Origin of the sequence: Sporanaerobium hydrogeniformans (assembly GCF_002735925.1) — a bacterium.
Classification (GTDB): domain Bacteria; phylum Bacillota; class Clostridia; order Lachnospirales; family Cellulosilyticaceae; genus Sporanaerobium; species Sporanaerobium hydrogeniformans.
This window is the reverse complement of the sequence record NZ_PEDL01000001.1, coordinates 543,714-565,197: the sequence shown is the minus strand read 5'-3', so window position 1 is coordinate 565,197 and position 21,484 is coordinate 543,714. Positions and strand designations below refer to the sequence as shown.

17 protein-coding genes are annotated in these 21,484 nt (G+C 34.5%); all 17 read right to left on the bottom strand.

Translation table 11 applies throughout. The annotated features are described in order from the left end of the window. Positions 1 to 452: 452 nt before the first annotated feature. The 17 genes from CS063_RS02650 to CS063_RS02585 all read right to left on the bottom strand — a co-directional run bounded on the left by CS063_RS02650 (position 453) and on the right by CS063_RS02585 (position 21,482). Positions 453 to 6,782 (bottom strand): NACHT domain-containing protein, encoded by a 6,330-nt coding sequence (locus CS063_RS02650; protein ID WP_099448163.1) that lies wholly within the window; start codon positions 6,780 to 6,782, stop codon positions 453 to 455. 18 nt (positions 6,783 to 6,800) lie between these two features. Next, positions 6,801 to 7,532, bottom strand: a complete 732-nt coding sequence (locus CS063_RS02645) for a Fic/DOC family protein (protein ID WP_099448162.1) — start codon at positions 7,530 to 7,532, stop codon at positions 6,801 to 6,803. Position 7,533: 1 nt separating this feature from the next. Next, a complete protein-coding gene (locus CS063_RS02640; protein ID WP_099448161.1) occupies positions 7,534 to 8,058 on the bottom strand; it encodes a hypothetical protein in 525 nt (174 codons plus the stop codon). A gap of 103 nt (positions 8,059 to 8,161) precedes the next feature. Continuing rightward, positions 8,162 to 8,569, bottom strand: a complete 408-nt coding sequence (locus CS063_RS02635; RefSeq protein ID WP_099448160.1) for a hypothetical protein — start codon at positions 8,567 to 8,569, stop codon at positions 8,162 to 8,164. 537 nt (positions 8,570 to 9,106) lie between these two features. Continuing rightward, positions 9,107 to 13,060: a P-loop NTPase gene (locus CS063_RS02630; RefSeq protein WP_099448159.1), complete on the bottom strand. Its 3,954-nt coding sequence runs from the start codon at positions 13,058 to 13,060 to the stop codon at positions 9,107 to 9,109. Positions 13,061 to 13,134: 74 nt separating this feature from the next. Beyond that, the gene (locus CS063_RS18105; RefSeq protein WP_334293212.1) at positions 13,135 to 13,434 is read right to left on the bottom strand and encodes a zinc ribbon domain-containing protein; all 300 of its coding nucleotides are present in this window, start codon (positions 13,432 to 13,434) and stop codon (positions 13,135 to 13,137) included. Continuing rightward, positions 13,435 to 13,683 (bottom strand): recombinase family protein, encoded by a 249-nt coding sequence (locus CS063_RS18000; RefSeq protein WP_334293206.1) that lies wholly within the window; start codon positions 13,681 to 13,683, stop codon positions 13,435 to 13,437. A 51-nt stretch (positions 13,684 to 13,734) separates the two neighbouring features. Further along, positions 13,735 to 14,223 carry a recombinase family protein gene (locus CS063_RS17995; RefSeq protein ID WP_330400955.1) on the bottom strand — a complete coding sequence of 163 codons (489 nt, stop codon included), beginning with the start codon at positions 14,221 to 14,223 and terminating at the stop codon, positions 13,735 to 13,737. After that, positions 14,198 to 14,386, bottom strand: coding sequence for a hypothetical protein (locus CS063_RS17990; RefSeq protein ID WP_330400957.1), 189 nt, complete (start codon positions 14,384 to 14,386; stop codon positions 14,198 to 14,200). The genes CS063_RS17995 and CS063_RS17990 overlap by 26 nt, the downstream gene beginning before the upstream one ends. Positions 14,387 to 14,469: 83 nt before the next feature. Then, entirely contained in the window at positions 14,470 to 15,837 is a 1,368-nt protein-coding gene (gene rlmD, locus CS063_RS02620; protein WP_099448158.1) for a 23S rRNA (uracil(1939)-C(5))-methyltransferase RlmD, read from the bottom strand. 9 nt (positions 15,838 to 15,846) lie between these two features. Then, the gene (locus CS063_RS02615; protein ID WP_099448157.1) at positions 15,847 to 16,038 is read right to left on the bottom strand and encodes a hypothetical protein; all 192 of its coding nucleotides are present in this window, start codon (positions 16,036 to 16,038) and stop codon (positions 15,847 to 15,849) included. Then, positions 16,035 to 16,580: a CRISPR-associated protein Cas4 gene (locus CS063_RS02610; protein ID WP_099448156.1), complete on the bottom strand. Its 546-nt coding sequence runs from the start codon at positions 16,578 to 16,580 to the stop codon at positions 16,035 to 16,037. The genes CS063_RS02615 and CS063_RS02610 overlap by 4 nt, the downstream gene beginning before the upstream one ends. Beyond that, complete coding sequence (locus CS063_RS18190) at positions 16,577 to 16,849, bottom strand: PD-(D/E)XK nuclease family protein (protein ID WP_099448155.1); 273 nt, start codon at positions 16,847 to 16,849, stop codon at positions 16,577 to 16,579. Before CS063_RS18190 ends, CS063_RS02610 begins: the two co-directional genes overlap by 4 nt. Next, positions 16,846 to 17,784: a 3'-5' exoribonuclease YhaM family protein gene (locus tag CS063_RS02600; protein WP_099448154.1), complete on the bottom strand. Its 939-nt coding sequence runs from the start codon at positions 17,782 to 17,784 to the stop codon at positions 16,846 to 16,848. Before CS063_RS02600 ends, CS063_RS18190 begins: the two co-directional genes overlap by 4 nt. Before the next feature lie 147 nt (positions 17,785 to 17,931). Further along, positions 17,932 to 19,254 (bottom strand): S1C family serine protease, encoded by a 1,323-nt coding sequence (locus tag CS063_RS02595; RefSeq protein WP_099448153.1) that lies wholly within the window; start codon positions 19,252 to 19,254, stop codon positions 17,932 to 17,934. An 84-nt stretch (positions 19,255 to 19,338) separates the two neighbouring features. Beyond that, positions 19,339 to 20,850: a HAMP domain-containing sensor histidine kinase gene (locus tag CS063_RS02590; RefSeq protein ID WP_099448152.1), complete on the bottom strand. Its 1,512-nt coding sequence runs from the start codon at positions 20,848 to 20,850 to the stop codon at positions 19,339 to 19,341. Then, positions 20,802 to 21,482, bottom strand: coding sequence for a response regulator transcription factor (locus CS063_RS02585; RefSeq protein ID WP_099448151.1), 681 nt, complete (start codon positions 21,480 to 21,482; stop codon positions 20,802 to 20,804). Before CS063_RS02585 ends, CS063_RS02590 begins: the two co-directional genes overlap by 49 nt. Positions 21,483 to 21,484: the final 2 nt, after the last annotated feature.

Sequence of the window (21,484 nt, the reverse complement as noted above, 5' to 3'; positions counted from 1 at the left end):
GATTATGTTACCTCAAACAATAAAAATAAGGGTTTCCTGATATGAGAACCTCCGGCAAAGTAGCCTATAGAAAAGCTCAATGTCTGGAAACCCTTTATTTATATAGGCATTTGCAATCCTTCTACTTCTCCACCCTTGACATCAAGACAACACACTCAACGTGCCTTGTAGCAGTGAATAAATCAACTGGTTTTTTAGTGATTTTTACCAATAAATCCATATAAATCATGCATATTTTGCGCTGACTTTGTGCAACCTTACCATCTTTTTATGTCATCTGTTTTATCGCTTCAAGGGGTGTTTGAGTAGTTTGCTCTTAACATTTTCTAATTTTGCTACATAATACACTACAAAAGCATTACTTTCAAAGTAATTATTCGATAAGTTTTGAAAGACACAGACACCATATATAGTAGTCCATAATATGTTTCCTATTGTCTTAAAACTATTCATTAGCAATTTCTTGTTCTATATAGAAAAGTTAAGTTTCCGTCGCCATCTGGATCTATAACATAAAAATACTTTTTCTTAATGCCTTTACTTGGAATTCCATAAAACTTATAGCTGTCATCCTCAAATGATATTAAAACCTCGAATACAATAGCCTGGTTTTTTACTTTTAATTTTTCCACCAAACATTCCTTTTTTATACTTACCAGATTTCCATAAGTGCTATGTTTTTCATATCCACTTTCATTTTCAGGTTCGCTCCAATGATACATCTGAACAGGAATGTTCTTATCATTACATACTCTTGTATATAAAATTTGCTTATCTCTTGATAACTTGAAACACTTTTCAAAATCCTGTGACAATCCCATCAAATAATTGGATGCAGTAAGATAATCCTTTAATAATAAATCCTTTTTATCTAGTGCATAGTCTGGGAAAGTGGTAATAGTATCACATGTTGGATAAAGAAAAAATGCAGGGTTTTTGCCGTATCTATATCCATCAGCATTATGATAAAAGTCAAAAAATTCTGTGTTGGGTTTATGAAATTCATTGACTAGCTTATGAATATTTTCTTTATCCACAAAACCACTTTGTACTCGAATATATCGGTTGCTTTGTTGAAAATGAGCTGAATACCTTAAATCCAATGAAATTCCTAATGAATGCTCGATCATTGACTTTGGCAAATTCTTTGGAATAACATAGTGTGGATTTGGTTTGCTTTCTACTGCTTTTGTAAAATCCCAAAGAAATGGGAGTAGCGGAACATGACTGCGGAATTCAAAACACCACAATCCATCTTTTCCCGGTAAATATCCTTTTAGCCACGAATCATAGGTTTTATAATCATTTTCAACTGTTTCTCTAGTCTGACGGTACTTATCCGCTACATAAAACATTGCGTGCCATTCTGCATATTTTTCAAGCGTTTCAACCGTCGGAATAGTACCATGATTATTATATGTCTTACTATAATCCTGTTGAATTAAAAATCCTTTATTCCATTTTCTGCATTTTTCGTTTGTAATCCCGAATTGTGCAATAAAATAATCACAATCATTAGCCACTTCATTTTGTGCGCATCCAAATATTTTAGCGACATCATCATACCAGTATCGCAATGTGTCCATTGTATCAAAATTGAATTTCCATTTTTCTGAGTCACCTGCGTTTTCTCGTTGATATTTTCTTGTGTTATCAATATTTTTACTGGATATACATTTATCACATACATCAAGTTGTGCCATTCCATCTGTGTCACAATGTGGTGAAAGCAATAAACAAATTTCTCTTGCCAATCTTCTTTGCAAGGCATGCACTACTTCGCCACTACATGCAATAGATTTAAAAAACGGATATATGGAAAGCAGCGATATAGGATTTTCTTTTGCAATACGTAAACAGGTCGCCAGATACCAAACTCGTGCTGATTCTAAGAAAAAGTAGTTGTCTTCATCCATGTAGGATTTTGGTATTTGTGTATGGTACAATTGTGAGATATTTGTTACCAACTCCAAATTCCCAAGCTTACTAGCATGCAACAAGGCATGTGCTGCTTTACAGCGAATCCCTGTATCTTTATGACCTAACAATCGCCAAATAAAGCATTCAACCGGATAACTAATATTTTCATTGGCTATTATCTCGCTACCATACTCCACCCCGTCTCCTGACGCAAGATGAAGATATAGCATTTCATTGTCTGTTGACCAATTTAATAACTTTATTGCTCCCTCCAAAGAAAGAACATCAGACATTCGACAAATTACCTTTACCAGTTGCTCGTCATACAATCCAGTATGATTTGCCACGTAACTTAAGAAAGCTTCATATTGCACTTGAGCATTGGCTGGAAAAATTGTTAATAACGACTTGTAAGTCTCCTCATAGCCACCATATAGATGTAGCAATTCTTTTCCAAATAATTCTATATAGTATTTTTGCATAGAAGTGTCGCTACGCCATTTTTCTATTGAGGGCCATTCTTTTCTACTGTCTACAAAACCAGCAATGTTTATTAGCATTTTATTGCTTCCATATCGATAAAAATCACTTGCCACAATTTCTAATAGCCATTGTAGCGAAGTTACATATTGATTAGGCAAGAGATTTTCCAACCACTCTGCTACAAATAATTCTTTATCTGCTGTTGATAGTAAGTGGAGTCTGTCCCGAAGTATTTCCTGAGATGAAACATGAACTTCAGATAAAAATTGCTTTATATCAATACGATTTGTCTGCTCAGTTTTTGAAGTAAACTCAACATGATTTCTATCTTGGATTTGCTGCAAAAAGCTATGCATAGCTTTGATTTTATCTGTACCTAATTCGGGAGACAATAGATTTGAGTCTAAATACTCCACTATCCTCTTACTTCTATATTCCTTTTCATCCATAGGAATATTATATAAAATATCATGTGTCAAAATTTCCAGTATTGGTTTTTGTCGAGATGGTTTTTCCTTAGATATTCTTTCTAAAAGTATATCCACCAAATCGTTGTATTGAGATGATAAATCAGGGAGTAATATACCCATTAAAGATACAGTTTCTTCAATAGAAATTTTATCTGCGCTTAATAGTGTAGTTAGCGCAATAGAAGCAGTATCTTGTAGCGAAAATCCATTATGATCGTCTCTATCATCTAAACGACAAAGTGACCCCCAAATACTTTTAGGAGATATGATAGCTACTGACCCTATAGACTCTTTATATGGGAAATTCTTTTCATCTCCCATTTTTCGGCAAAAATCCTCGCACAACCTTATGATTTTATATGCAAGTTTAGGATTGTCTATATCCGCCATTCCTATTTTATCTGCCAACGACTTATAAAGATAAAGCTTTCTATAGGCCTCGTAATCTAATCCTTTTGTACATTCTATTGCTTTTTTGAAATATTTAACTCCTAAATCACTTTGAATTTGTCTTCCTATTTGAGCACAAGTTAAATAAACCTCAGACATTTCTCTTGCTGAAGCGGGATATTTTTCATAATTACTATTAATATCGCTCAATATTACCAATGCAGCCATAGAGGCATTTTCATTGCATACGAGCTTATCTAATAGCTTTGTTTTAAATTGAGGTGCAGTATTGCACATACTTAATACCTTGCTTATTAAATCTTTAAATTCTTTTTGAGTAAAATCAGCATACGATATTGATTCAACAAATACAAGCAATCCTGCTTCTAACAATTGTTGCTTCTCGTATGTATGAAAATTCCATGCTGATCGTTCCAATTCAGATAGCGTTTTGTTGCATACATTTAATAGTCCATTACTATTTTGAATACAATTTAGCCGCAACAAATAAAGCGGAAATAGGAAATCAACCATTTGCTTAAATGATTTCTTGTTTTCTGTATCCTGTTTTGATGCCGCTTTTTCTTTACTTTCCCATAAATCACTTAATGCTATTTGTTCTTCTTTGCATATATGCCTTAGGGCATGATAGCGTAGCACATATAAAAATTCTTGTTTTTCTTCTTCCATATATACAGATGGGACTCTAGAAAATTTATTGTTTACAGAGAACTTGTCTAATAATTTTCCTGCAAAATCCGCACTTTCGGTATGGAAAATGTATTCTGTAAATAAGAGTACCTGCCTATAGCTGAAACGAGTCGCTGGAATGAGATTAATTTTCCCAAATAGTTTTACAAGATACTCCACAAATATTTGGGGCGGCTCTTTACCCAATGAGATATACGCACATACAATTGCCAGTTTGTTAGGACTTGACCATTTTTGTGTAAGCAATAAATTACAGATGCTAACATCTTCATTCTTCAAGAGTTTAAGAAAAATTCTAAAAATATGTTTTGTGGTAACTTTTTTGGGATTCCAACCGCAGAGCAAATTTACAGCTTTTTGTGTTTCACCTAATCTTAACATCGCTTCAGCTGTATCAACTATATTATCTGTACTTGGTCGTGAGTGATATCCATGCTCATTTTCATCTTTATTGAAATAAAACTCGGCATTTGCCAAATAACTTTTTATGTATTGGCGAACATCTGTATGGTAGAACGGTAAATATGAAAATACAAGTGCAGATCTCGCTAAACTGTCGAAATCATGTGCCTCCGTATGAAAAACATTATAAACAGACATCTCATCACAATACAAAACTGCCTCATTAGGTGCATTCCTTAAAAATTCATTAAGTGCATCTTCTTTAGCATTATAATCAATTAATTGATAAACCAATTTGCATGCCAACAGTTGGTTTGGAGCGATTTTCATTTCTGATCTCTTGAGGGCAAATTGTATGCGATGTTTCATTGCTTGATTAACTTGCACCAACCCGATATCGGAATCATCGATTTTTTCATCTAAAGCAATTTGGACTAGTCGTTCAAAATCATTTGCCTTATCAATAAAAATGTGTACATATCTAGCGCAGTATGGATTTGTTGCTCTATTGGCGTACATATAATCCGCAATACTTTGAAATGCCATTGTATTGTCATTATGGTGAGTTCTTAAGTATGTTTCAAAATCTTCATCTTTAAGTAAGATGTTTGTTTTATCCATATAAAAGCCTTGATGGCATTCCACGCTAATACTTAGGAGCGCATCTTGGCTTAAGGAAAGCAACTCGCAAAACACTCCGATTGGAATAGGTCTTGGTAGATTAATTAATGCCGCAAACAGCATATCTACGTCTATCAGCTTATCATATTGCACTTTGACTGCGCTAACAAATCCTTTAAATAATGATTCCATAGTTTTGCCATTTGGTTTTATCTGCAACAGTATGTCAGCTATCGACAAAGCTCCTGATAATAGATATGACTGCATACGAGGATTTTCATTGCTAAGCAAATGAAAATCTTTGCATTCTGCATCAGTTGCATCATTGAACACAGAACGAATATGCTGTGAACTTTCATTAAGATTAAATGCCGGTAGATCTATAGTCACCGGTTTGTCATTGAATGGAATTAAATGAGCTCTTTCTGTTCTTGTAGTAACAATCAAAAACACCCCTTCGGGGAGAACCTGTCGCAACAGTCCTTTTAAAAAGCATTCTTCGTTAAATAAATCTGAGGCAATCATAGCATTATCAGCTGCATCAACAATAATTGCTACTACGGCATCAGGATTTTGTTGTTTTGCATAAAACAAGGCAGATTCTAATCGTTGGTTTAACTGTCTCCAATATTCATAAACATGCGTCGGGTTACCAATAAGCCATTCTGTTCCACATTCCGTTGCTAAGGTATTGCAGATTTGTGGGATAGCTACCCCTGTTAAATGCCTACGCTCACTCTCTTGTAAAAAAGCACCGCCTCCATAGCAATCGTATAAAATAGACACAGAATTCTCTGGCAATAGTTCCTTAATATGGCTTACAAATGTTGTCTTGCCAATACCTGCAGTTGCTTGAATGCAAATAATATTTTTCTGGCTATCTTGAACGCTATCAAGAATCATATTACTTAAATTACGTTCGATATATCCATTTTTTAAATCTTCTATTTTTGATGGAGCAGGAAACAGTTCGTTGCTACTTGTATCCAATGCGGCTAATACATAGTTTCTATCCATGGGAAATCCGATAGAGCTTTCAGGCATCATCATTTCCCTAATATGCTTAATCAAAGAATCATATTTGCTACGCAAATTACCTGTACTCCATTTACCTAACTGCTGGATAATTTCAGCCCTATGAATACTCCGAATGTTGGTACCGCAATCGTCAAAATCTAAGATTAGTAAGAATTTAATAAAGGAAGCCGATGTAAGACCGGAAGCCTTCTGCAATTTTTCAATATCCTTTTTACATTCAGGTGATACATTTTTCAGTAAGTCCCCAGTTCGTTTATATCCTTTTTCTTTAAGAAGAGTTATGCATTCACCGATATGTGCCGAAAACTCTTGATGTAATTTTCGGTTACTAACCAATTTTAGCGTTAGCTTTTCTGAAACATCTCCAAACTGAGTATTGAACCCATTATACGTATCGGCCAAGCGATGGATAATGGAATTATCCTTTGTTTTACTTGTCTTCGCACACAATCCAGATGCTGTCCACGGTTTATCCGTTTGATAAGCACTATACTTTAACTGCGAGAAAATAACACTATTAGCTTGTTCAAAATCTATCCCTCCATAATACTCGGCCAAGTCAATAGAATATAGTTTTTGTTCGTCCTCAATTTCTATTGAGTCTGCCCATGTAGGACCTTCAACTGATATTGCTGTTAGCTTACTATTAGGTTTCAATATATCTAATAATTTTTTACCCGCCCAAATCAGATGAAAGTCATCGCCAGCATTGGAAGCTATTGCACCAGCATTATTCTGTTTCTCCACTATAAACACCACCTTCTTTTAATTGTTACGCATTTCCTTACCTTTCACGTACTCATGTGGACGCTCCACATAATCTTTAACCTTATATTCTCCAATGCTTTCATAGTTTCCAGTTACAGTAGCAGAAACATCATCCTCATTAAGGCTATCGCCTAATATTGCATCGGCAAAAATTCGTTCAAGATATTCGTGTTTCGAGTAAATTCCTTGAGATGCCCATACCAAGGCATTTCTCACATAAGCCGAATGGACTTTAAAGAGCTCATGATTGACTTCAAAGCCAAGGTGTTTTGCTAGTAGTACAGCAAATACAATACAAGTTCTAGTGTTGCCCTCTCTAAAGGGGTGTATCTGCCAGATTGTTGCTATAATTCTCTCTAAACGAAACACGATATCCTTATCATTGCTGTCTGTTCTTTTCAGTTTCTTTACTTCCTTCATTACAGCATTAAGCTCTTTCTTGATCTGTTTAGGGAAAGTATATCTAACCGTATCTCCTCCCAGTACATCCTCATATTTAGCAATTTGAATTGTACGAAACTCACCAGCCCAATCGTATATTTGTCCAAAAATATTTGAGTGAATATCTTGCAATGTTTTTGTATCAAACACTTTATAAGTCTGGTTATAGACAGCAAGCATAGATAAGTTCGTTATATCTGCCTCGGCTCTACTTAATAAATCATGATCTTTGATATTGGCGAGATTTTTTAATATATCTACATCATCATATAAATAAGGATCCCTCATCTTACACCTCCGCCGTAAAGCCGTACATATTTAATGTGGATTGAAATATAGAAATAAAAGATTCATCTCCGACCTTCCACTTATCAATATTCTGCTCTGTAGTTTTGCTTGCATATATACCCTCAATGGCATTTAGTGCGTTGGCAAAAGATGCACTACGTTCTTTTTGCACACTACTTAGCGAATCCATGCCACAAGATAATTTAAGCAGGGTAAGGTGTCTAGCAATACTTTTATCTATCAGTTTGGCTGCCTGTTCCAGCTCTTTTAGGCGTGCTTCAATTTTAGGAAGTTCAGCTTTATATTTCTTGCAAAGCTCTACTTGTTCTTTTACAATATCAACTTCATTTTCTTTTAGATACTTGCTTGTTATTTTTCCATCTACTCTATTTTGTAGATAGTAATATTGTTTTTCTTTGATAGTTTTCGTAGAAATATACCCCTCAGGAAGGGAAGGAAGTGTTTGTTCTATTTCATTTTTCTTTAGTAAAAGCTCTTGGTATTCATTTATAATAATAGCTGACATTCCTTATCACCTCACTATTTAATATAATTATTATATCATATATTAACCTAATTATCAATATTGTATCCATTTGTAGGTTAACCAGTGCGTGATATTTTTTAAGCTACGACAGGGAAATAATGTTGCCATTTTTAATTAGAATACAATCTTTAACACAATAAGTAGGAATACCACTTTTTAAAATAGATTTTTCAATACTATCGATAGTATTTTCATATCTATCCAAATCGCTTTTAGATTTAAAGATAAGCAAATCAAGCTTACCTTTGTTATACAAATCAACGATTTTTCTTATTCTATGGCTTCCTCTTTGAAAACCTTTTTCACTTGTAAAGAAACCAACTAAATCGAAAAACTTCATTCGTCTCAGAACCATATCTGTGGAATGTATGTCGGGATTGCTGAAGTTGTTTGGGATAAAAAATGCTACTTTAAGGTTTCTTCCTCTTATCCCAAGACTACTTTCAAATTTAAACACTGGTGGAATAACAGTTATACTTTTGCAGCTCATGATAAACCTCCTTGCTATGCTTGTAAAATATTTTTATAAAAAGACTTGACATTTTAAAATCACAATTTTTAAAATATTTATAAAGAAAAAATAGTCAGCGGATTTTATAATGATCCACTGACTATCTAACTACTTCCTATTCAGTTTTATGGGTAAAATCTTGAAAATTACGTATGTCATCTATATTTTGGCCTATTTTTTGCCCTCATATAGATGACATTTTTGCCTGTTTTTTCGCTCCAAAATCTCTCCAAAACCACTATATATTGTGGTTTAACCCTCGTCTTTTGCCTTATCACCACAATACGTCATCAGAATTATCGCTTCAACGTGCCTTGAGTAGACAATAATGATGTCGTGGATACCCACTGGTTCCTTGGCGCACCCTTTTTCTTCAAAAACAATTATTGAGAACCAATTTTTTAATCCTATTTCGCTATAAGAAAAGAAACTATAGATACTGGTTTCGCACTTGTAAATCTGTAAATCATTCCATTTTGTTAATATCGAATATAATTTTCTCTATGCAAGCTGGAGTTAATTTAAGCAAATACTGATGAGATTATTGTAAAATGCATTTAGTTCCACATCCAAAAATTCCTCGCCTTCAAATACAGCCTTGCAAATATTGGAGATTTCAGTAAAGTGCTTATCTACAATTTTACTATTAATTTTTCCAAGAAGTTTTAGAATTTCATCTTTATACTTCTTTTCAATAATATTAAAATACTTTGCATCCTGATTATCGATTAACACTTGTCGAGATTTTGAGAGTGCCCACAAAAGTTCACCTATACGGTCAACATTTTCGTATCCAGTAACAGCGGGTTTTTCAACCTCATATTCATTTGTAAAACAGTTCACCATCTGTGATGTAACCTCTACAGGAAAAGGCGGGCTCAATTTATTTATCAAAGACTCATCATCATTTTCGACACATTGTTTTAGTGTCTCAAAAAATCTCTTTGGAATCTTAAACCCATTAGGAATTAAGATATTGGGTTTGTTGCAACATAAGAGAATCAAATAATCATATTCTAATTCGGCAAAAGGAGTGCATAGGAACAAGAGATGCATAATCTTATCACCATCTGTCATATCAAAATTGTTCACAACAATAGGATAATGACTTAGTATCCCATCAAAAAAATAATGTTTAGGGAACCTTATAGAATATGCAACTGATAAATCACATAAAGCATCTGAAGTTTTTACAAGTCTCTCTTGATAGTTCTTCTCATACCAGATACTTATTTGATATTTATTAAAGTATTTACTCGGTTTGTTTTCATTAAAATACTGGCATGAACTCATCAGGCGTTGATATGCTTCGTCTTCATTTTTGCACAGCTCTTGATATTTTTCCATTAGTATTGTTTGTTCTATACATATCTCGTTAAAGTATGTTTGCATTTTCTTTAGCGTCGACAATGCTTGCCGTAAATTTATCAATGCTAATCGAGATTTCTCATTATCTCTACTCAAAAATCCAACCACCTGGTTATAGAAATTTTGTATGCTTTGAAAAAAGTCGCTTTTGATTTTACTTAACCCTTCTGGAAGATTTGCTTTTTCGTCAAAAGGTCTATCCTCATAAGGATACCTATACTCTCTAATCAGTTTTTTATTTAATTCTTCTCTAAGTACATCTATTTCATCTGCAAGCTTGCCTAATTGTTTTTGCTCCAATAGTTTATGGATGCACATAACAATTTTATTAGACAAATTCACGATATTGGTTCTAATATGAAACCAATGCTCTAGCCATTCATAAATGCTATCACATTCATAATTGCTGAGAATTGTCTTGCTCCAAAGGGATGTAAATTCCTGATGAAACATAATTACAATATTTCTGATTGGCATAGTTTTATGTGCATCATTAGGAATTTCATATCCAGATAGTACATCTATCACTGGTTTAATAGCGTCAGCACAATAAGTATCAAAAATGGGAAGCATTTTGCATATGGTTTTTAATCTTGATACACTTTCGTCGTTACCCTTGTTGATCTCGCTTGCAAAGAGAATATAATTCACATGGATTTCATCTCTTTTCTCGTTAACATATACTTGTAGTGATTCAGTTTCATTCCTTAGATATGCTAAAATACCATCTAAATTTTCATTAACATGCATCATGTATCTTTCTCTGTTTCCACAAAAACAAGTGTACATAATAGTTGATATAGTATCCATCGAATAACTGTTGCAGCGCTCCCAAAGCAATTTTAGGGAAATGTTATTTGATAAATTAAAAGCAGGGTCAATATTGATGAGCCAATAAATAATTGTAGCATATGAAGTAATGTCCGATGTAATATTAAAGGCTTCATCATTTTTAAAACGTTCATGTAGAGCTTTACACAGAAAGTAGATGTCTGTTTTTGATAACTCTATTTTAGGTGTTGTATTTCTAAGGTTGCATAGATATTCTATATTTTTGTTAGCAGGCATTATTTTTTGTATATCATCTAAAGTGTTTAGGGAGGTGTCTATCTCCTCAAATTTAGTAAATGGGTTTAACTCCATATCTAAAAGTAATAAACCACCATGTTCGTTTGCATTATCATAAATACTCTGATGGGCAAGGTAATATTGCATAACACTACCAGAAAAAATGCCACGCAAAGCATCTACATAGGGGGTTAAATTGGTTTTATCCCATATCACTTCAACTAATTGTAAATAAAAATTTTCTTTATTACTTATTAGCTTAGGAAGATAAGAAAACAGCTTGGCATAATAAGTAGAATCTGCAATATTTATAACTTGCAATGCAGTAGTTTCTAACTCAATAAATTCATGCAGCTTATCAACAATGTGTTGTGAACGAACTGGATGTAATCCTTCTATATATTTTTCTGTACTATCAATACGAATTAAAAATTCATTTTCAATGCTCTTTAGCAGTTCACCATAATCTTGAGAGGTTGTTTCTGTTAAACTACCTATGAGTTTATTTGCTGAAAGTTTAATTCCGCATATGTCCGCAAAACAAATCTTGCGAAGAATTTCGCACTTAATTTTACCGGAATTAGTACCACTAATTTGAATAATTTGATTATTGATTCGCTCTGATAGCATTTCGCCATGAGTAAGTAAATAAATATATTCAATCAGTAATTTCTTTTTTTCAACAATCCTAAACGATTTTCGCCAATCTGTAATTGAGGGGTGCAATTTACCTGCTTGACCTAGCACTTTAAAAATATCCTGTGCTTCTTCTTCACCAAGAAACAATTTAACTACTTGTAAGGATTTAACGCTGCTTAAATCTCCGCTATAATTATACCAATCATCTTCTCTGGTCGTTATTACTAATCTGTAATGATATGCTACTTCATCTTGTAGAAGTTGGGCTAATCTATTCCACTCACTAAGTTGAGAATCAAGATTATCAATAATAATTAGTGGCTTTTCTCCCATTTTTACTCTCGTGGCAAAATAAGAAATTATATTACTCAACTCTTTATGATCATTACACCATAAAAGCTGATAAATTGTATATTGCTCTTGCAAGTCATATGCAACTTTAAGAGCCAAGGTTGTTTTGCCTTGACCGCTCGATGCTTTAATTACAGTTACTCTATTTTCTTTGACAGATATAGCAACTTCATTTTCCAACAAAGTTCTTTTAACTGGTAAGTGCCGTGCGATATCCTTATAAGAAGGTTTTTTTCCTTCATAATAGCTATAGTCTGTTTCGGTGTTACCTCCAGATTCAAAAACAACTTTTTTTATCCAACTGTGTGCGGGGTTATGTACACCCTTGCTAATGTCATCTTTAATATTAAAAATTAATGTATCAAGCTCATTTTTATTGATGCTATTTCTTTGTTCCATTTTTTCTAAACAACAAATTTTAAGACCATTTGCAAATATAGAAATATTGTCTGTTACAATATCGTAAGTGCCTATCAACAGCTTTTCAATTTTTTGAGATAAAGTGCTTTTTTCTATTTTTTCAAAAGAAAGTTTAGAGATAAAGCTATCGTATGAGAAGTCATTCCAATTCCAAAAAGGATTTTCTTCTTTAATTTGTTCGATTATTTTTTTCCAATAAGTATTGGATGTAGCATCTAAACTGCTATCGAAAAGTTTACTCAAATTTCCCTTAGCAACCTGAAAATCATAAATCAATTTAAACTTTCGATTTTTATCAATAAGATAGACTTCTAAATAGTTTTTTAGAACATCTTTTAAAAAACTGGCATCTTGTTTTTGAGTTGAATATTTTAATTGTATATGAGTATTACAATCATCCGGATCTACAAGTCTAATCTTATCAATATCTTCTATTCCCTCTAAATAAAAAACAGTATTCTCATCTATTTCAGATAATATTAAATAGCATGAATATAGAAATTGATAAGTAAATCCTGTAAGTGCAATTTGCCCTCCAGTTCTTGACACTTGCAATTCTTGAATAGTTGACTTAGATGTACAAGAATTTATCTTTTTTGCTTTACCTGCTTTCTTTTTCGCCATGTGCCCACCAACTTTCTATCTAAATTAATACATATATTTTAAGCTTTGTGGTAGCTCCTCTTTTTACATACAAATTATAACATATTTACACAGCAAATAACTCTTCTCACATCGTATCTTTTAATTAAAATATGTCCATCATACACTTCAATCCTATCCACCTTATTCTTCACTAGCCTTTCATTGTAAGTACCGTTACATATTAGCTCTGAGAGTTGTTCTATTAGCCATTTTTCATTTATCGTAGGGGATAGGGAACACTCATTTTTACCCTTTTCAATTCTAGTGGCACATCTCCATAAAACTTTGCCACGTTCTGTTCTTCTACGATAGGATGCGCCACAGTCCCCACATACTAATAGATTGCCTAGAATTTACTTGCTATTAAATTTAATCTTAGACGTTTCTATACTTCCATCATCATTATGAACAACTCTTTCACGACGCTTCATCTCTTCTTGCACTCTATCAAATACATCTTTTGATACAATAGCGGGGTGAGTATCTTCTACATAATATTTTGCCCTCTCGCCATGATTTACTTTTCTTTTTCCAGTAAGGTAATCCTCAGTAAAAGTTTTCTGAAACATGGTACAACCTTTGTACTTTTCATTTTTAAGCATCTTCTGGATAACATAGGTTGCCCAAACATCTTTACCTGTAGCAGTTTTGATTTACTGACTTTCTAACTGCTCTTTTATCTGCTGTAATGTCATACCATCTAAATATAACATAAATATTGTTTTCACTACTTCTGCTTGCTCAGGTACAATAAATAAGTTGCCATTTTCACATTTATAACCCATAAAGTTTTTATACTTCGTAAAAATATCTCCGTTTTCAAACTTCCTTTGATACCCCCATTGAATATTCTCACTTAGATTTCTGCTTTCCTCCTGAGCTAAAATACCACTAAGAGTGATTGCAAATTCTGCTTCATTTTCGATTGAGTTTAGGTTTTCATTTTCAAAATACATATTAATACCCCTTTCTTTTAATTTTCTTATGATGATTAATGTATCTAAAACATTCCTAGACAATCTACTGAGAGATTTCGTGAGAATGTAATCAAATTGACCAGAACAAGCCTTATTTATTATGTTCTCCAAATTAGAACGACCTTTTTGCCTTAGTCCACTACCATAATCGTAATAAACTTGCATATTCCCACTGAGGGTTACTTTGTATGACAGTTTCATAATTAGATATTTGTAAATCAATGCTGCTTTGTTGACTTTCAAATTTTGTGCTAACCCTACAATACGCAGCAACCTTCAACTTTTTATTTTCTGCTTTAGTAGGTACTATTCTTCTAGGTTTTTTCACATCAACCTCTTTTCTTAATTTATAGATACAAAAAAGCCGTGAGCTGATTTCAACTCACGACTTTCGCTAATTTTTATTCTATTTTATTTCTCAGAATGTTGCAACAGGGTTACAACCTCACAATGCACGGTCTGTGGGAACATGTCTACAGGTTGAACCTTATCCACTTGATAGCCTTGATTGGTGAGATATTTGAGATCCCTAGCTAAGGTAGCTGGGTCACAAGAAACGTAGACAATTTTGTTAGGTGACATATCTATTAGGGTGGCAAGTAGGTGGCTGTCACAACCTTTTCTAGGTGGGTCTACTACAATAGTATCCGCAACGATGCCTTGTTTGTAAGCATTGGGTATGATTTCTTCTGCTTTTCCAGTAAAAAAGGTTACATTAGTAAGCCCATTAAGCCGTGCATTTTCTTTAGCCATTTCAATGGCTTCTGGGACAATCTCCACGCCATAAACGTGTTTTGCCTTTTTGGCTAAGAAAAGTGAAATAGTACCTATCCCACAGTAAGCGTCCCAAATAGTTTCTTCTCCTGTTAAGTCTGCAAACTCTAAAACTTTCTGATAAAGCACCTCTGTTTGCATAGGATTAACTTGAAAAAAGGATAAGGGTGATATCTTAAACTGCAAGTCTCCAATTTTATCAATAATGGTGTCTGTCCCATAGAGTACTGTTGTATGTGCACCCAGAATCACATTACTTTTTTCTTTATGATGATTCAGTAAGATACTTGCTACACCTGGAATGGTACGAAGTTTCCCAACTAACTTTTCTGCCTGCTTTAAGTTTTCGCCATTAATGACTAAGCACACCATGATGTCTGGTGTATGATAGGCTGTTTTAATGAGTAAATGTCTTACTAACCCTTGGTGGGTTTCTTCATTATAGATTGGAACTTGTTCTTCTTCTAAATAGTCTCGTACTTTTTCTACAATATGCTGGGCACGTTTATCTTGAATATGACAGACTTCAGAAGCTACCACACGATGAGAACCTTTAGCAAAAAAACCGATTTTAAGCGTCTCACCTTCACGCCTAATAGGGTATTGTACTTTATTACGGTAGTGAAAAGGCTTTTCCATTCCTAAGGTATCTTCTACTTGACAATCAGCTAGCCCTCCTATGCGTCGTAGTACTTCTTTCACCTTTTGTGTTTTCCATTTAAGCTGCTCCTTATATTGAAGGTGCTGAAGCTGACAGCCTCCGCATTGATGAGCTACTTGGCAGAGTGGCTCACTTCGAAGGGGTGAAGGTGTTAGGATACGAAGGAGCTTCCCATAGCCATAGCTCTTTTTTGTCTTTAAAACGAGTACTTCTACCTCGTCACCTGCTACAGTATGGGGTACAAAAAGAGTAAAGTCCTGCACCTTACCAATTCCTTCTCCTTCACTTCCCATATCTTGAATCCTAAGTTGCACGCGGTCATTTTTTTTAACAGGTTGTTCCATAACTATCTCCTAATTTAAATGTTTAGATTGATTTTTGTCCTCATACAAGAGTGTTTTAATAGCCTCTGCAATCATTTGCTCATCTACTTGTTGCATTTTATCAGACAAGCTACGTTGTATGTAGCGTTCTAATAAGGGTGAACCCTTGGTCTCTAATTCTCTAGGTTGCTCTTTATGCATCTTTTTTTCTTCTTTTTTCATTCTGACTCTTCTCCCTCCCAATATTCACAGACCGTTAAGCGACATATACAATGCTTGCATTTTACAAAAGATGGGCTAACCTCCATCCTTCTTGGCTTTTGAAGCATTTGCCGCATTTGACCGACTATATTTAAAACTTCTTTGCGTATCTTTCGGGTATTTCGTAAGGTAAAGGTCTTATTGGCATATACCAGCTTGCCATAAGGAGGCCTTTTACCATACACTTCTTCTATTATAAGAAAATAGGCGGCTAATTGATACATATCACCTGGATGAGGAAAATCCTCCTTTAGCTGCCCACTTTTAATTTCTAGTGGGATATAGCGTCTCATTAGCCATGTCTTAAAAATGTAATCAGGCTTACCTTGAAGTTCTAATTGTTTTGCCACTAATAAATGGGTTCCTTTTTCATCTGAGTAAATAGGACTGGCTAAAGGAACCCCACATTCTCTTTTATTTTTCATCTTCCACCTTGGCCTTAGTCCCCAACAGAGTGCTACTACGCTACATACGAGAAGGCTACCTGCTAATAGATCCTTCATCGTCTTATCCATCCAATCCACAAAATAATGGCAATCAATACAATGAGAACCTGCAAGAAACGTTTTCGGCGATATGCCTTATAATAACGTTGATGGAACTGCTGTCCACGTACAAAGTTAGCTTCATGTGAGCTTGTAGGCTGTTCTAACGCCTTGTATTGCTGCCTTAGTGCCTTAGCGCCATAATAGCGATTGTAGTACCACTGATAGGGACAATAAATGAACCGGTTGATTTCATTAGCAGAGATTTTTGTATTTCCATTTTTCATAGATTAACCTTGCAAATATTGCGATTAAGAATCTTATTAAAGCCAATAAAGCCCTCTTTTTCAGGACTACTTGTAAGCATTTCTTCAAGGAGCTTAAGCTTTGCATCATTATTATCTGCTAAATGAACGATCATGGCTTCTATGCATTTAGGTCGTTTAGGGGAAGCATATTCATATTCCCCATGATGGGCTAAAACAATATGTTTTAAAAGTTGTTCAAGGTGAAGTGGAAAGTCTGGAATAGTTTTTGCTTTATCATGGATTAGTTCACTCCCTAATACCAAATGGCCGATTAACTGCCCCTCATCTGAATAATCATTTTGTGGAAAGGCTGTTAGCTCTTGCAATTTGCCAATATCATGTAATAAGCAACCTGCTAACACTAAATCACGCTGAACCCCTTCGTAGAGTTCACACATCTTAAGCCCAAGCTCCGTCACTGTTAAACTATGTTCAAGCAAACCACTAATATAGGCATGATGGACACTTTTGGCTGCACTGTGCACCAAAAACTCTTTATAAATAGCTTCATCATAAAATACTTCCTCTAGTAATTTTTTGATAAATGGGTTTTCTACTGAGTCAATATGTTTAAAAAGGCTTTCCTCCAGTATTTGAATATCTTTTGCTGAATGGGGAATATAATCTCTTAAGTCATAGCTATCTTCTGTCAAAGCTGTAATCTTATTAATATTAAATTGTAAATTTTCTTGATAAACAAGAATTTCACCTTCTACCTCTACAACATCATTTACTTCAAAAGCCCCAATACCTAAGTGAATGGACCAAATTTTTCCGTCTATACTACCTGATTGGTCTTGAAGACGTACACTTATATAATCTTTACCATTTTTATTCTTTAATAGTTGTTTATATTTACACAAGTAGTTACCTTTCACAGTATCTTGTGGTTTTAACTCACTAATTAAGCTCATCTTATCGCTCCTATTCTTTTTCTAAAGTAATACTACCAAAACCCCCGTTGTTTTTCAACGCTTAACCTTTAATCTCTTTGAAAAGATAAAGGAAGGGATTGCTACAAAGCTTCTTATCTACCTTGTAACAATCCCTTTTACTTTTTATTAATATGCAGAGGGTGCTTCTCTTAATTTTACATCAATGGTCTTTTTGCCGTTACCCCTTAATACTTTCACTTGTACCACATCGCCCACCTTCTTTTTATTTAACAATTCCTTGAGTTGAGTCATACCCGTTATTTTTACGCCATCAAACTCAAATAAAATATCATCTACTTTTATACCTGCTAGGTCCGCACTTCCACCTTCAACAACTTGCTCAATATAAATCCCCATAGGGAGTTCAAATAATTCTGAGCTTTTAGCACTAATATCTGTCCCTACAATACCTAAAACAGGACGTGAAATCCTACCACTTGTTAAAATCTCAGCAATAATAGGCTTCACATCATTGATGGGAATGGCAAAACCCATTCCTTCTACTTCACCAGCTAGTTTCACACTATTAATCCCTATTACTTCACCTGTAGCTCCTACCAATGCCCCACCACTATTCCCAGGGTTGATAGCTGCATCTGTTTGAATCAGATTAAGCGTTTTTTCGCCTTGTGAAATTTGCACTTCGCGATTAAGGGCACTAATATAACCACCTGTTACTGTATTATTATAGGCCTCTCCAATAGGTGTCCCTATAGCTACAGCCAGCTCACCTACTTGTAATTTATCACTATCACCAAGAGGGGCAATCCGAATCTGTGCTAAAGCTTCCTCAGGCACATTTTTTTTCGCCACCGCTACTACGGCAATGTCCGTCAATGTATCTCCACCAATTAATTCTGCTTCTACTTTCGTATTACCTAAAAAATTAACAACTAAACTATTGGCACCTTCTACCACATGCGCATTGGTTACAATATAAATTTTGCTATCATCTTCTTTAAAAATAACTCCTGAACCTAAACCTGATTGATTGAATTCTCCAAACCAGGTAGCTACTACTTTGTTATTTTTAATAGAAACAACACAAGGCCCGATGTTTTTTGCAATATCTACAACAGGCGTTGTAGTCGCCACAAGTTTAGGCGCAACTTCTTGTCCTTGCTGAATATCCGTACCATTGGGTGAAAGGGTACCTCCCTTATTATAACGTGTATTATAATAGTCAGTGGCATAAGGTGATAAAAAGGCAAAGCTTGTACCTATGGCTCCTCCACCTACTACACTGACAATCAAAAGACCTACTACAAAGCGTCCAAAACTACTTTTTTTCTTTTGGGATGCTTTGTGAACAGGCTCCGTCCATGTTGCTTGTGACTCCTCTTTAAAACTTGCATCCTCTCTTGAAGATTGCCATTCATAGGACTGTGTCTCTTCTTCCATTTCTTTATCTCCTGAATGCATCTCTTTATTTAAATCCTCATCAAACATGGCATCTGCCTCCTCATTCAATTTTTCAAGTGTGAGTATAAACGGTAATTATGAAGAAACTGTAAAAATCCACCCTTAAAAGCTTTATATCTTATGATTAGAAACATCTTTTGCAAGAGGCAATGAAAAACAAAAACTCACCATGCCATCTTTCTCTGATGAATTTACCTTTATATTTTCATCATGCTGCTTTAAAATCTCTTTAACAATGACAAGTCCAAGTCCAAGTCCTTTCTTATCTTTTCCTCGTGAACCATCTCCCTTATAAAAGCGGTCCCATATTTCTTTTTGCTCTTCTTCTGGAATATAAGACCCTGTATTACTCACGACTGTCCAAAGCTTACCGTATTTAAGCTTTGTAGTAATCTCTATTCTACCACCTTCATTTACAAACTTAAAGGCATTATCCATGAGATTTTGAAGTACACGACTCATCATATCTATATCTCCCCATACATAAGGTTCATCTTTTTCAAAATGGGTAAAAACGCCTATCTTACGCTCATGCATAATCGGTTCAAAACTAGCTAAAGAAGATTTCACTAAACACCCCATATGAAAAGACACTCTACGAAGAGGCGTTACCCCTTCCTCTACTCGGCTGAGCTCTAAAATGGTATTCGTCATCGTAATCATCCGTCGTGATTCATTAAGAACAATCTTTAAATATTTTTCTGCGCTTTCTGGTGGGATAGTCCCATCTAAAATAGCCGTTACAAACCCTTGTATAGATGTAAGAGGCGAACGTAAGTCATGGGATACATTTGCTAAAAACTTTTTGCGCTTATCCTCAATTTTATTGAGTTCATAAGCCATATTGTTAAGTGAAAGCCCGAGCTGTGCAATCTCATCTCTTCCACTTACCTCTATACGTTTACTAAACTGTCCACTGGCAATTTGTTTAGCCACTGCATTCATTTGCTTAAGAGGCTTAGACATTTGTTTAGAAATCATATAAATCCATAAAAAAACAATGGTTCCTGTAATAGCTACTACTTTTAAGATAATATTTCTGACTTCATCAATGGTGCGTAAAATAAGAGGCATAGGTGTATGAATAAAAAGAGCATACTGTACCTCGTTTCGCATTTGTATAGGATAGCCAATGGTCAAAACAGGTGTAGAAAAATATTCCTTAAAACCATTCTCAATGCGTACAATATTGCCTTCTAAAACCTGCTGCACATCTTTTTGGTTTGGAACAATAATTTGACTTTTGTTTTGACTAGCATGTTCAGAGACCACTACTACACCATAATTACGGTCAATAAGCCACGTTGTGGATTCTAAATAACTATCCATTACCTTAATGCGATACATCATTTTAGCTAATATATCTTCTCTTGATGTACTATAAGTTCCTATCTGATAATACTCTTCTGCTAAACCAGTAGCTTGTTTAATCATGATATTTTGCGTGTATTCTACAAAATAAGATTGAAAAGCATTGGTAAAGGCCACAAATAGTACAATAAGTGTTACTACTAATATGCTAATATAAACTGTTACTAATCGACTAAAAAGGGTGGGGAAAACTATCTTCTTTTTTATCTCTCGAATTTGTACCCAACTCCCCATACGGTTTTTATACTCCATGTGTGATCACCTTCAAATTTATCCCGTAGCCTTTTAATGTGTACATCTACTGTACGGGTATCTCCAACAAAATCGTAACCCCAAATCTTATCTAAGAGCTGTTCTCTTGTGAAAACTTGTTTAGGATGACTTGCTAAAAAATAAAGAACTTCTAACTCTTTAGGAGGCAGCTCCACAAGTTGACCTTGATAAGTTACTGAATAATTGTCCTTATCTATAATCAGATTATCAAGAACAATACGTTTTCTGTTCGTCTGAGGTTCTACTTGCTGAATAGTACGCCTTAAAACAGCTTTTACCCTAGCAATTAACTCTTTCGGATCAAAAGGTTTTATAATATAGTCATCTGCACCTAACTCGAGCCCAAGTACTCGGTCAAAAACCTCTCCCTTAGCAGTTAGCATAATGATAGGAGTCTTACTATGTTTACGAATTTCTTTACATACGTCATACCCATCTATTTCTGGTAGCATAATATCGAGTATAACAAGGTCTGGTGCATAGTCTTCAAAAACCTCTAATGCCTTACGCCCACTAAATACTTCTTGGGTTTGATAACCTTCTTTTTTTAGATAAAGTGAAATGAGCTCGGCAATGTTCGTATCATCATCTACTATGAGTATTTTTATCATAT